Annotated in this window: 14 protein-coding genes; all 14 read right to left on the minus strand. The window is 67.3% G+C overall.

What is annotated here, in order from left to right; genetic code table 11:
• Positions 1-130: 130 nt before the first annotated feature.
• The gene (locus HUJ28_06800) at positions 131-1,552 is read right to left on the minus strand and encodes a DUF945 family protein (protein MBD3619161.1); all 1,422 of its coding nucleotides are present in this window, start codon (positions 1,550-1,552) and stop codon (positions 131-133) included.
• Between the two features lie 69 nt (positions 1,553-1,621).
• Positions 1,622-2,770, minus strand: a complete 1,149-nt coding sequence (bamB, locus tag HUJ28_06805; GenBank protein ID MBD3619162.1) for an outer membrane protein assembly factor BamB — start codon at positions 2,768-2,770, stop codon at positions 1,622-1,624.
• Positions 2,770-3,411 carry a tetratricopeptide repeat protein gene (locus tag HUJ28_06810; GenBank protein ID MBD3619163.1) on the minus strand — a complete coding sequence of 214 codons (642 nt, stop codon included), beginning with the start codon at positions 3,409-3,411 and terminating at the stop codon, positions 2,770-2,772. The genes bamB and HUJ28_06810 overlap by 1 nt, the downstream gene beginning before the upstream one ends.
• A 33-nt stretch (positions 3,412-3,444) precedes the next feature.
• Positions 3,445-4,731, minus strand: a complete 1,287-nt coding sequence (gene hisS, locus HUJ28_06815) for a histidine--tRNA ligase (GenBank protein ID MBD3619164.1) — start codon at positions 4,729-4,731, stop codon at positions 3,445-3,447.
• Between the two features lie 28 nt (positions 4,732-4,759).
• Positions 4,760-5,731, minus strand: a complete 972-nt coding sequence (locus tag HUJ28_06820; GenBank protein ID MBD3619165.1) for a helix-turn-helix domain-containing protein — start codon at positions 5,729-5,731, stop codon at positions 4,760-4,762.
• Entirely contained in the window at positions 5,715-6,500 is a 786-nt protein-coding gene (gene pilW, locus HUJ28_06825) for a type IV pilus biogenesis/stability protein PilW (GenBank protein ID MBD3619166.1), read from the minus strand. The genes HUJ28_06820 and pilW overlap by 17 nt, the downstream gene beginning before the upstream one ends.
• Positions 6,501-6,511: 11 nt before the next feature.
• The gene (gene rlmN, locus HUJ28_06830; protein MBD3619167.1) at positions 6,512-7,621 is read right to left on the minus strand and encodes a 23S rRNA (adenine(2503)-C(2))-methyltransferase RlmN; all 1,110 of its coding nucleotides are present in this window, start codon (positions 7,619-7,621) and stop codon (positions 6,512-6,514) included.
• A 78-nt stretch (positions 7,622-7,699) separates the two neighbouring features.
• On the minus strand, positions 7,700-8,131 hold the full coding sequence (ndk, locus tag HUJ28_06835; protein ID MBD3619168.1) for a nucleoside-diphosphate kinase: 432 nt from the start codon (positions 8,129-8,131) through the stop codon (positions 7,700-7,702).
• Between the two features lie 139 nt (positions 8,132-8,270).
• On the minus strand, positions 8,271-8,471 hold the full coding sequence (iscX, locus tag HUJ28_06840; GenBank protein MBD3619169.1) for a Fe-S cluster assembly protein IscX: 201 nt from the start codon (positions 8,469-8,471) through the stop codon (positions 8,271-8,273).
• 13 nt (positions 8,472-8,484) lie between these two features.
• Positions 8,485-8,823 (minus strand): ISC system 2Fe-2S type ferredoxin, encoded by a 339-nt coding sequence (gene fdx, locus HUJ28_06845; protein ID MBD3619170.1) that lies wholly within the window; start codon positions 8,821-8,823, stop codon positions 8,485-8,487.
• A 24-nt stretch (positions 8,824-8,847) separates the two neighbouring features.
• Positions 8,848-10,722, minus strand: a complete 1,875-nt coding sequence (gene hscA / locus HUJ28_06850; protein ID MBD3619171.1) for a Fe-S protein assembly chaperone HscA — start codon at positions 10,720-10,722, stop codon at positions 8,848-8,850.
• 22 nt (positions 10,723-10,744) lie between these two features.
• Positions 10,745-11,287: a Fe-S protein assembly co-chaperone HscB gene (gene hscB, locus HUJ28_06855; protein ID MBD3619172.1), complete on the minus strand. Its 543-nt coding sequence runs from the start codon at positions 11,285-11,287 to the stop codon at positions 10,745-10,747.
• Between the two features lie 28 nt (positions 11,288-11,315).
• Entirely contained in the window at positions 11,316-11,639 is a 324-nt protein-coding gene (iscA, locus tag HUJ28_06860; GenBank protein MBD3619173.1) for an iron-sulfur cluster assembly protein IscA, read from the minus strand.
• A gap of 12 nt (positions 11,640-11,651) precedes the next feature.
• Positions 11,652-11,743, minus strand: a 92-nt coding sequence (locus tag HUJ28_06865; protein ID MBD3619174.1) for a Fe-S cluster assembly scaffold IscU, incomplete at its 5' end; no start/stop codon positions are given.

The following is an 11,743-nucleotide window of genomic DNA, read 5'->3' on the forward strand; positions in this document are numbered from 1 at the left end:
GATGCGGATTCTACTGAGACGATCAGGGACTAAAGGCGCGAACCATAGTCGAAAACGGTCCTTAAAGATACAAAAAAGCCCCGGTGGGCGTCACCGGGGCCTTTTTATGACCTGCAGGCTGCGGTCCGGTTCACTGGCCGGGCATGGCCCCGCCCTGCATCAGCGCCATCGGATTGAGCGGGCGGCCGTTCATCAACAGGCTGCCCTGCTCCAGGGTGAGACGCGTGCGGTACACCCCGTCGGCCAGCGACAGATACCCCTGCGAGGCAAGCACCCCGAGCTGCGCCTCGGTCTGCATGGCGGCATCCTCGTCGATCTCCTCGCGCAGCAAGGAACCGCCCTCGGCGAGCTCGCCCTGGCGCGCACCGGCCAGCCGGGTGCGCAGGGCACCCTCCAGGGCCTTGCGCATCATGGGCTCGTCGATGGCGAGATCGGCCTCGAGCTCGAGCTCGGCGAGCAGCGCCATGGGTACGGCCGCGTACTCGGGGTCGATGACCGGCAGACCCACGCGGGCCTTGCCCTTCATCGCGCCGTCCGCCGTGGCCAGGTACAACGTGGGGATGCGCAGCTCGGCCTGGGACAGCATGGCCGGCAGGATCTCCATCATCGGGCCCATGAGCAGGGCCGCCTGGGCCTGCGGATCGGCCAGCGGATCGAGGTCGCTCAGCAGGTCTTCCTGGGCCTTCGCCAGGGCGGCCACCGAGGGGGCATGGAGGTTGTTGAGCTGCAGGATCAGGCGCCCCGGACCGGCAGTGCCGGCCACCGATTCCGCCTTCTCGAAGGAGACGGCCATCTCGGTATCCAGGCGGTCGCCGCGCTCGCCGGCGCGCGCCCGCAGGCGCAGGTCCTCGACCACCGTCATGTCGGCCATGCCGCCGGCACGCAGGTACTTGAGGCTGATGCCGTAGCTGCCGACCATGAAGTCGCCGTTGCGGGCCGGCTCGGCATCCAGGCGCAGGCGCAGGTCGTCCAGGCGCAGGCCATTGCCCTGCGGGTCCTGCATGCTGGCCTCGGGCAGCTGGGCCTGTACCGTGACCTGCCGGTCGGCCGCCCGGTAATCGGCGCGCAGCCACACCGGCCGGTTGCTGCCGAGCATGGCCGTCAGCATCTCTTCGAGGCCCCACTGCGAGGCGGCGTCGCCGTTGAGGGCGACGCGGGTACGGCCACTGGCCAGGGTCATGGACTGACCGCCCGCGGCCTCCCCCATGCCCAGGCGGCTGTCGATCATGGCCAGCAGCAGGGCGGGATCGTCGTTCAGCAGCCCCGGCAGGTGGACCGGACCGTGGCGCAGCTCGTGCGTGATACGCAGCCGCACCGGCAGCTGGGCATGCTGCACCAGGGTCTCGGCCCGGCTGGTGAGCCAGCCGCGATCATAGCGGCTGGTCTCCACCCGCATCATGGGCGCGCTCTGGCGGTTGAGTTCGGCCACGGTGGCCTCGAAACGCGCCTGGGCCTGCATGCCGAACCAGAATGGCAGGGCCAGCATGGCGATGAGCGCCAGCCCCAGGAGGCCCAGCAGGAAATAAACGGCAATCCGTCCGGTCTTGGACATCGGTGTTCCCCCTAACAGCCCTGTAGGATCGCGTCCCCGCTGGCGCGTGGTACGCATTCTATTGTGTTGTTATTCCGAACGCCCACCCGTCGTCAGGGCGCTCAATTGCCCGCCCAGACCATAGGCATAGAGCACGCCCTCCGCCACCAGCGGCGGCACACGCAGGCCGCTGCCGTCCACGCGCAGGCGTGCGACGAACTCCCCGTCGGTCTGACGCAGGAAGTGCAGATAGCCTTCGTAATCGCCCACCACCACGGTGTCGCCGAAGCTGGCCGGGGCCGTGACAGCACGCAGGCGCAGTTTTTCCTGCCGCCACATGGGTGCCCCGCTCTCGCGCTCCAGCGCCCAGACCGCACCCACCTCGTCACTGACATAGACATGACGCGCGTCGGCGGCCAGACCCGCGTAGGAGCTGAGGTCGCGGCTCCAGAGGACCCGTCCGTCGCGCAGGTTCAGGGCCGCCACGCGTCCCTGGTAGCTGGCCGCGTACAGGGTCTCGCCGACCAGCACCAGGTCGCCGTCGAGGTCCACCATGCGGTCGAGCTCGGATTGGCCGCTGGGTGCGGCGATGGTGGTCTCCCACAGGGTGCTGCCCCGCTCCAGCGAGAAGGCCGCGAGCTTGCCGTTGTCGAAGCCGGCGATGACCGCACCATAGGCCATCAGCGGGCGCCCGGCGCCGCGCAGGGACAGGGCCGGCGTGGTGCGGCCGGCCTGCCAGAGGGTCTCGCCGCTGCCGGCCGAGAGCGCGTGCAGTCGGCCGTCGTTGGTCCGCGCGACCACGATATCGAGATCGATGGCCGACAGCGCGAGCACCTCGCTGCTGACGCGCTCGCGCCAGAGCTCCTGGCCCGAGCTGCGGCGCAGGCCGATCACCTCGCCACGGCCACTGCCGACCACCACCACGTCATCGCCGACACTGACGCCACCAGTGAGCGGCGTCCCGAGGCTGACCGACCAGCGCTCCCGGCCGCTCTCGGCCTCGTGGGCGGCCACGCCGCCCTTCGCATCAGCCACGTACAACACGCCGTCGTGCAGGGCCGGTCGCAGGGCGATGTAGTCGTCGCCGCTGCCGGCGGTCACGTTGCGGCTCCACTGACGCTCGACGTTGAGCCGGGTCTCGATATCGGTGAGTTCGGCCGGCGGTTCGGTGTTGTCCACCTCGAACATGCCGCAACCCCCGAGCAGAAGCGCGGCCGACAGCAACAGGGCGATACGCATCACGAGGCGGCAGCCTCTGCGGCATCGGCGCGACCGAGATCGTCACGCTTGAGCTGCAGGTATTCCGACCGGCTGCCCGCACTCGACAGGGCGCGATCGTAGGCGCGGCGCGCGGCGTCCAGGTCGCCCTGGGCACGGTAGGCGTCACCGCGCAGCTCGTCCACCAGGCCCGCGTAGGACTCGGGCAGTTCGGCCTCGAGCAGTTCCAGCACCTCGCTGGCACGGCCCTGGGCCATGATAACGCTCGCCAGACGCAGGCGGGCCAGCTCGGCGACCTCCGGCAGGCGCGCCGATTCCAGCGCCCAGCGCAGCTGGGCCTCGGCATCCTCCAGACGACCCGCCTCGACCAGACCGGCGGCCGCTTCCAGTGCCGCCAGTGCGGCATAGGGTGTGCGGGCGTAATCGGAGCGGAGCATCTCGGCCCCGGCCATCAGGGTGTCGACATCCCCTCCCTGCACGCGCATCTCGGCATACAGGGCCGAGGCCGCCTGGGCCTGCTCGACCTGGTAGTCCTGCCAGAAGCGCCAGCCAAACAGCGCAGCGGCACCCAGCACGATGCCGGCGACCACGGCCGCACCGTTTTCCTTCCACCACTGTTTGAGCGCCTCGAGCTGCTCGTCGTCGTTGTTGTAATCCGCCACCTGTAACTCCTCAAAAAGAATAACGTGCCCGGTTCAGGCGCCTTGTGGCGCAAAGCACTGGGCCTTCAGGAATGCCTCCAGCTGGTCCTGCGAGAAACGGCGCTGGTCACCCTCCTCACGCAGGAACTTGACGCCGATCTCGCCGGCCGCCACCTCGTCCTCGCCGAGGATCAGGGCCAGTTCGGCGTTTGAGCGGTCGGCACGCTTCATCTGCGCCTTGAAACTGCCGCCACCGCAGTTCTGCACCAGTCGCAGCCCCGGCAGGGCCGTGCGCAGACGTTCGGCGAGCAGCAGACCCTCGTGTTCGGCCCGCTCGCCGAAGGTCACGAGATACACATGCGGTCCCGGCGCCTTCGGCAGCCGCCCCTGCTCCTCGAGCAGGGCCAGCAGCCGCTCCAGCCCCATGGCGAAGCCGGCTGCGGTGGTCGCCCGCCCGCCGAGCTGCTCGACCAGGCCATCGTAGCGCCCACCGGCACAGATCGTGCCCTGGGCGCCCAGCGATTCGGTGATCCATTCGAACACCGTGCGACTGTAGTAGTCCAGTCCGCGCACCAGGCAGGGATTGACCCGGTACGCGATGCCGGCCGCATCCAGCCGCGCCTTGAGGCCCTCGAAATGGGCCAGCGACTCGGCATCCAGGTGATCCAGGAGCTGCGGCGCGCCGGCGATCACCGCCTTCATCGCGGGATTCTTGCTGTCCAGCACGCGCAGCGGGTTGGTCTCGAGACGGCGGCGCGAGTCCTCGTCCAGCACGGCCTCGTGCCCGCGCAGGTACGCGACCAGCCGCTCGCGGTAGGCGACACGCGCCTCGAGGCTGCCCAGCGAATTGATCTCCAGGCGCACGTCGTCGATGCCCAGCCGACGCCACAAGCGCGCGGTGAGGATGATGAGCTCCGCGTCGATGTCAGGCCCCTCGATGCCGAAGGTCTCCACGCCGATCTGGTGGAACTGCCGGTAACGCCCCTTCTGCGGACGTTCGTGGCGGAACATCGGCCCCATGTACCACAGACGCTGCTGCTGGTTGTGCAGCAGGCCGTGCTGGATGCCGGCACGCACGCAGCTCGCCGTCCCCTCTGGACGCAGGGTCAGGCTGTCGCCGTTGCGGTCCTCGAAGGTGTACATCTCCTTCTCGACGATGTCGGTCACCTCGCCGATGGACCGGGCGAAGAGCTCGGTCATCTCGACGACGGGCATACGGATCTCCTGATAGCCATAGCCGGCCAGCAGGTCGCGTACGGTGGATTCGAGATACTGCCAGGCAGGGGTCTGTTCCGGCAGGATGTCGTGCATCCCGCGGATGGACTGTATCGTTTTTGACATTACCGGCTAGGACTTGAGGGGGGTTGAGCTATTCCAAATCGTCCGACGGGCGCGCGAGATCGAATCTCGCGGTGTTGTTGCGCCGGACGCGTGTCAGGTGGTCATAGTACTCGCCATTGATGCTGACTTCCACGCCGGGGGCATAACCCAGCATGATGCGAAACGGCGCCGTTCCGCGCAGGTTGCGCTCCGCCCCGGCGGTGAATAGGCCGTAGAGCAGCTGCTCGCCATTGGCGTCATAGACCTCCGCCCAGGATTCCTCGCTGAAGCCGAGGTGCAGCCGATCCTCACCGGCGGCATCCCGCCCGTCGTTGCGCTCACCCGATACCGGCAGGGCGTCCTCGGGCAGGCTCGCCACGGAAACGGGTTCGGGTGCTGCGGCCGAGGGCACCGGGGACAGCCCGGCGGGCTCCGGCTCTGCCGCCGCGGCCTGCACGGACCCGGCCGGCGTCTCGTCCAGCGCCGCAACTGCGGGCTGGTCTGACGGCGCGACCGTCACCGGACGTGCGTCGATCACCTCGTCGGCCAGCCGGAGGCTGTCGTCCGGCGCCTCTGCCACGATCTCCCTCACCGGCTGCTCGGCGTTATCGCCCATCCACCAGGCCGCCAGCAGCAGCACCATCAGGGTCGCGACCCCGCCGGACACCCAGTGCATGCCGCGAAAGCCGGGCTCGATGGCTGCCGTCGGCGTGGCCGGCGTCCACTCGGGGACAGGCCCCAGCAGGTGCTCGACGGATTCGAGCAACGGGGCCGCATCCAGGCCCAGGTGCTTGGCATAGGAGCGGATGTAGCCGCGCAGGTAGGTCGTGGTCTCGGGAAGGGCCGTGTAGTCGTCGCGTTCCAGGGCATCGATGACACGGTGCGGCAGGTGCAGGTCGGTGGCGACCTCTGCCTGGCTCAGCCCCTTCGCCTCGCGGGCCGTGCGCAGGACATGGCCGGGGCCGGGACCGGCCTGGTGATGTGTTTCCGGTGTCGGGTGGATCTCAGTTGACTCGTCCATGCCGTTCCATCTCCAGAAGCTCAGCGGTCTCTCTGGATTCCGGGAAGAAGTTCTTCAGCTTGAGCGCGCAGTTGGTAGCCGCCGAGCGGTTGCCGAGCTGCCGCTCCGCCTGCACGCATAGCCAGAGGATCCGCGGGTGGTAAGCACGGGCGTCTGTCGCGCCCTCCAGGATTTCGGCCCGTGCCGCATCGTAGCGCTGCACGTAGGCACGGGTCTGCAGATAGTGCTTGTTGTCGAAGGTAAGCCCCGCCATCTCGAACAGCGCGGGCAGGTACTCGGGGTTTTTCGCCAGGGCCTTGCGCAGGTAGTCCTCGGCCTTTTCCCGGTCGGGCTTTTGCAGGGCGCAGACCCCGGCGTTGGTATAGGCCACTTCCGGGTTGCGATACAGCGGATTCTCCGCGGCGCCCATGAATTCGCGCTCGGCCGCCGCCAGCTCGCCCTGGCCGCAGAGGAAGCGCCCGTAGTTGTTGCGTGCCTCGGCATAGTCCGGATCGAGACGGGTCGCCCGGCGATAATGGCTGCGGGCCTTGTCCGTGTTGCCCAGGCGCTCCTGCAGAATCGCATAGGCGTTGTGCGCCTCGGCGGAATCCGGGTCCTGCTCCACCGCCTTGGCGAGCTTGTCGTCGGCCTGCTGGAGGTTGCCCTTCTGCAGATAGGTGATACCGAGCTGGGTGTTGAAGCGGGCGGCCTCCTTGAGGCGGGCGTCCTCGCCATAGCCACCGGTGCTGGCGCAGCCGGCCAGGGCCAGGAGCGTGACGGATACCAGCATCAGCAGTCGGATCAACGGGATACTCCCTGTTCTATACGCGCGAAATGCAGTTCGCGGCGGCTGCGATCCGCGACCTTGCCGGCCAGCTGGCCGCAGGCCGCGTCGATGTCGTCGCCGCGGGTCTTGCGGGTGATCGTATTGAGCCCCGCTGCCTGGAGCATATCACGAAAGCGCTGGATGGCCTGTGGACTGGATCGCTTGTAGCGGGTCTCGGGAAAAGGATTGAAGGGAATCAGGTTCACCTTCGACGGCAGGTCCTTGAGCAGGCGGATCAGCTGTCGGGCATGCTCGGGCTGGTCGTTGACGCCCTCGAGCATGACGTATTCGATGGTGACGCGCATGCGATGGCTCTGCGCATCGAGATAACGCCGGCAGGCGGCCATCAGCTCCGCGATCGGGTACTTGCGGTTGAGCGGCACCAGTTCGTTGCGCAGCTCGTCGTTGGGGGCATGCAGCGAGACGGCCAGCGCCACGTCGAGCACGTCGCGCAGGCGATCCATGGCCGGCACCACGCCCGAGGTGGAGAGTGTCACGCGCCGCTTGGAGAGCCCGTAGCCCAGGTCGTCGAGCATGAGCTTCATCGCCGAGACGGCGTTGTCGAAATTGAGCAGGGGCTCGCCCATGCCCATCATCACCACGTTGGTGACGATGCGGCTCTTGCCGATCTCCGGCTGCAGCTGCTGGCGCGCCACCCACAGCTGGCCGATGATCTCGGCCACCGACAGGTTGCGGTTGAAGCCCTGACGGGCGGTGGAGCAGAAGGTGCAGTCCAGCGCACAGCCCACCTGGGAGGAGACACACAGTGTGCCGCGGTCGCGTTCGGGAATGAACACGGTCTCGATGCACTGCCCGTCGTCCAGGCGCAGCAGCCACTTGTGGGTGCCGTCCTCGGAATGCTGGTCCATGACCACTTCGGGGGCGCGGATCTCGGCGATGTCCATCAGGCGCTGGCGCAGGGCCTTGCTGATGTTGGTCATGGCCTCGAAGTCGTGCACCCCGTTCTGGTGAATCCACTGCAGCATCTGGCGTGCGCGGAAGGGTTTTTCGCCCAGCTCGACGAAAAACGCCTCCATCGCCTCGCGATCGAGGCCCAGCAGGTTCACTTTCTGTACGGTGGTCATGGCGGTCATCGTGTCCTTCAGACGCGGGATGCGGACACTGGTTCCACACCCCGTCTGACGTGTGTCTACGGCCGGGCCTTAACGGGTGCGCGGGCAGATCTCGTCGTCGCCGAAGAAGTAGGCGATCTCGATCTTGGCGTTTTCCAGGCTGTCGGAACCGTGCACGGCGTTCTCGTCGATGGTCTCGGCGAAGTCGGCGCGGATGGTGCCGGGGGCGGCATCCTTGGGGTTGGTGGCGCCCATGATCTCGCGGTTCTTCGCCACGGCATCCTCGCCTTCCAGCACCTGGATCATCACCGGGCCGGAGGTCATGAAGGAGACCAGGTCGTTGAAGAACGGACGTTCCTTGTGCACGGCGTAGAAGCCCTCGGCGTCGGCCTTGCTCAGGTGCTTCATCTTGGCGGCGACGATCTTGAGGCCGGCGTCCTCGAAGCGGGTGTAGATCTTGCCGATCACGTTCTTGCCAACGGCATCGGGCTTGATGATGGAAATGGTGCGTTCAACGGCCATGGGTAAAACTCCAGGTTTCAGGATTTCCAAATAACACGAACCCGCGCCGTAGAACGCGGGTTCGTCCAAGAATTCATGTGGTTATAGTGTACTGCGCCACTTATCCACAGACAATAAAGGTCTTTCCGCCCCGGGGACGCTACTCGCGCTCCTCGATCCAGGCCATCTGGATGGCCTCGAGGATGCGCTCGCCCGAGTGGTTCGGGTCGTCGTCGAACTCCTCCAGCGCCATCACCCAGTTGCGCAGGTCCACGAAGTTCACGTGGGTGGGGTCCACCTCCGGGTGGGCCTCGTCGAGCTGGATGGCGATTTCCAGGGTATCCGTCCACTTGAGACTCATCGCGGCGCTCCTGTCAGTGCTTCTCGGAAACCATGTTGATGGTGTACTTCGGGATCTCGACCACGAGGTCGGCGTCCGCGACGATGGCCTGGCAACTCAGGCGCGAGTCCGGGTCCAGGCCCCAGGCCTTGTCCAGCAGATCGTCCTCGTCGTCGGTGGCCTCGTTGAGCGATTCCGCGCCCTCGCGCACATAGACGTGACAGGTGGTGCAGGCACAGGATTTCTCGCAGGCGTGCTCGATCTCGATCCCGTTCTTCAGCGCCGCATCGCAGATGCTGGTGCCGGCCTCGGCCTCGATGACCGCGCCGTCGGGACAGATTTCCTCGTGCGGCAAAAAGATGATCTGCGGCATAGTCCTATCCGTATCCTTTGAGGGTTACTCGAATTCTTCCAGCTTGTGTCCGGCCATGGCCTGCTGGATGCTCTGGTTCATGCGGCGCGCGACGAAGGCCTCGCTGGCCTTCTCCACCCGGCCGATGGCGGCCTTGATGGCGTCGCTGTCCTCGCCCGCACGGGTCACCACCAGCGCCTCGCGGGCCGCGAGGATGGCCGCGCGCTCCGCCTCGTCGAGCAGGCGCTCGCCGTCGGCGGCCAGCGCGGCGTCCAGCGCCTCGATCACGCGATCGGCCTCCACCTGCTGCTCGCGCAGGCGGCGGGCCTCCATGTCTTCCTTCGCGTGCGAGAAGGAATCGGTGAGCATGGTCTCGATCTCGTTGTCGGTGAGCCCGTAGGAGGGCTTGACCTCCACCGAGGCGCGCACCTGGCTGGTGGTCTCCTCCGCGGTCACGCTCAGCAGACCGTCGGCATCCACCTGGAAGGTGACGCGGATGCGGGCCGCGCCCGCCACCATGGCGGGAAAGCCTCGCAGGGCGAAACGCGCCAGCGAGCGGCAATGTTCCACGGTCTCGCGCTCGCCCTGCACCACGTGGACGGACATCGCCGTCTGGCCGTCCTTGAAGGTGGTGAAGTCCTGCGCGCGGGCCACCGGGATGGTGGTGTTGCGCGGGATGATCTTCTCCACCAGGCCGCCCATGGTCTCCAGCCCCAGCGACAGCGGGATCACGTCCAGCAGCAGCATCTCCTCCTCGGGCTTGTTGCCGGCGAGGATGTCCGCCTGCAGGGCGGCGCCGATGGCTACCACCTTGTCCGGATCGATGTCCACCAGCGGCTCGCGGCCGAAGAAGGCACCCACCTGCTCGCGCACGGTCGGCACGCGGGTGGAACCGCCGACCATCACCACGTTGTCGATCTCGTCCTTGCTCACCCCCGCATCCCGCAGGGCGCGGCGGCAGGCGGACAGGGTCTTCTTCACCAGCGGCGCGACCAGGGCATCGAAGGTCTCGCGGGTCAATTCACCTTCCCAGTGGCTGCCGTCCACGCGTTCAACGCGCACGGTGGTACGCGCGGCATCGGTGAGCGCCTCCTTGGCCTCGCAGGCCGCGCGCATCAGGCGGCGCATCTGGCGGTGGTCGTCCACCTCGCCGATGCCGGACTGCTCCAGGATCCACTCGGCCACGGCCTGGTCGAAGTCGTCGCCGCCCAGGGCGCTGTCGCCGCCGGTGGCCAGCACCTCGAACACGCCCTTGTTCAGGCGCAGGATGGAGATGTCGAAGGTGCCACCGCCCAGGTCGTAGACGGCGATCACGCCCTCCCCGCCCTGGTCCAACCCGTAGGCGACCGCGGCGGCGGTGGGCTCGTTGAGCAGACGGAACACGTTGAGGCCGGCGAGCTTCGCGGCATCCTTGGTGGCCTGGCGCTGGGCGTCGTCGAAATAGGCCGGCACCGTGATGACCACGCCGGCGAGCTCGTCACCCAGGGAGGCCTCGGCACGCGCACGCAGGGCCTTGAGGATCTCGGCGGAGACCTCGATGGGCGTCACCTCGCCACCGGCGGTCTTCAGTCGCGGGACGGCGGAGTCGGTCGCGGCGAATTCGTAGGGGACGTGACCGGCCACGGTCCGGAGATCGGCCTGGCCGCGCCCCATCAGGCGCTTGACCGAGGCGATGGTATTCAGCGGATCGACGGCGGCCGCCTCGCGGGCCGCATGACCCACCACGGGCTCGTCAGCGGCCCGGTAGCGCACGACGGAGGGCAGGATGTGCCGGCCGTCGGCGTCGGCCAGCGTTTCCGCCACGCCGCTGCGCACGGTCGCCACCAGCGAGTTGGTGGTGCCCAGGTCGATGCCCGCCGCGAGACGATGCTCGTGCGGCGCGGTGGACATACCCGGTTCGGAGATCTGCAAGAGTGCCATAGTATCCTGTCGGGTCGTGGTGTCAGGTCAGCTCGTCTTCGAGCTCGGCCTCGAGGCGCTCCACCTCTTCGCGCAAGCGCCGGAAAAATTTCATCTTCAGCACGGCCTCTTTCGCCGCCGCCAGGTCGCCTGCGGCATGGGTGCGTTTGAACTCGGCGGTCAGCGCGCGATCCAGCGCCTGGATGCGGTCACCGACCGTATCCAGCGCCGCCATCGGGTCCGCCGCCTCGCGCACCTCGCCCAGGGCCTCGCGCAGCTCCATCTGCTCCATCAGGAACTCGGGGTCGGACGAGGTCTCGGTCTCGTCGTTGAAGCTCACGCCCTCGAGCTCGAGCAGATAGCGGGCGCGACGCATCGGGTCCTTCAGCGTCTGGTAGGCCTCGTTCACCCAGGAGGCACCCTGCACCGAGAGGCGCCGCTGCTGGTCGTCCGCCGTGGCGAAGCGGTCCGGATGCAGCTGGGCCTGCAGGGCGCGAAAGCGCTCGGCGATCACCGCGGTATCCACCTCGAAGCCCACCGGCAGGCCGAAGAGCGCGAAGTGGTTCTGCGAGAAGTCGATGTTCATTGCCAATGGCGTCGCCTGTTCACGTCGATCAGACGTTGAAGCTCTCACCACAGCCGCAACGGTCCTTCTCGTTGGGGTTGTTGAACTTGAAGCCCTCGTTCAACCCTTCCTTGGTGTAGTCGAGCTCCGTGCCGTCGAGATAGACGAGGCTCTTCGCGTCGATGATCACCTTCACGCCATTGTCCTCGAACACGGTGTCACCCTCGCCCACCTCGTCGGCGAACTCGATGACATAGGCCATGCCGGAGCACCCGGTGGTCTTCACACCGAGACGCAGACCGACACCCTTGCCCCGCTTCTCGAGGAAGCTCCTGACACGATCGGCGGCCTTGTTGCTGAGCGTAATGGACATAGTCATCTCGCCTCAGGCGGACTGCTTTTCTTCCGCAGCACCACCCTGTTTGCTCTTGAAGTCGTTGATGGCGGCCTTGATGGCATCCTCGGCCAGCACCGAAC

Source organism: Chromatiales bacterium, from assembly GCA_014762505.1.
GTDB lineage: Bacteria > Pseudomonadota > Gammaproteobacteria > SpSt-1174 > SpSt-1174 > SpSt-1174.

Excerpts from the sequence above, each read along its gene's own strand:
- hscB (MBD3619172.1), bottom strand. The coding sequence starts at position 11,287 with ATGAACATCGACTTCTCGCAGAACCACTTCGCGCTCTTCGGCCTGCCG.
- pilW (MBD3619166.1), bottom strand. The coding sequence starts at position 6,500 with ATGCTGGTATCCGTCACGCTCCTGGCCCTGGCCGGCTGCGCCAGCACC.
- ndk (MBD3619168.1), bottom strand. The coding sequence starts at position 8,131 with ATGGCCGTTGAACGCACCATTTCCATCATCAAGCCCGATGCCGTTGGC.
- hisS (MBD3619164.1), bottom strand. The coding sequence starts at position 4,731 with ATGTCAAAAACGATACAGTCCATCCGCGGGATGCACGACATCCTGCCG.
- HUJ28_06820 (MBD3619165.1), bottom strand. The coding sequence starts at position 5,731 with ATGGACGAGTCAACTGAGATCCACCCGACACCGGAAACACATCACCAG.
- hscA (MBD3619171.1), bottom strand. The coding sequence starts at position 10,722 with ATGGCACTCTTGCAGATCTCCGAACCGGGTATGTCCACCGCGCCGCAC.
- bamB (MBD3619162.1), bottom strand. The coding sequence starts at position 2,770 with ATGCGTATCGCCCTGTTGCTGTCGGCCGCGCTTCTGCTCGGGGGTTGC.
- iscX (MBD3619169.1), bottom strand. The coding sequence starts at position 8,471 with ATGAGTCTCAAGTGGACGGATACCCTGGAAATCGCCATCCAGCTCGAC.
- fdx (MBD3619170.1), bottom strand. The coding sequence starts at position 8,823 with ATGCCGCAGATCATCTTTTTGCCGCACGAGGAAATCTGTCCCGACGGC.
- rlmN (MBD3619167.1), bottom strand. The coding sequence starts at position 7,621 with ATGACCACCGTACAGAAAGTGAACCTGCTGGGCCTCGATCGCGAGGCG.
- iscA (MBD3619173.1), bottom strand. The coding sequence starts at position 11,639 with ATGTCCATTACGCTCAGCAACAAGGCCGCCGATCGTGTCAGGAGCTTC.
- HUJ28_06800 (MBD3619161.1), bottom strand. The coding sequence starts at position 1,552 with ATGTCCAAGACCGGACGGATTGCCGTTTATTTCCTGCTGGGCCTCCTG.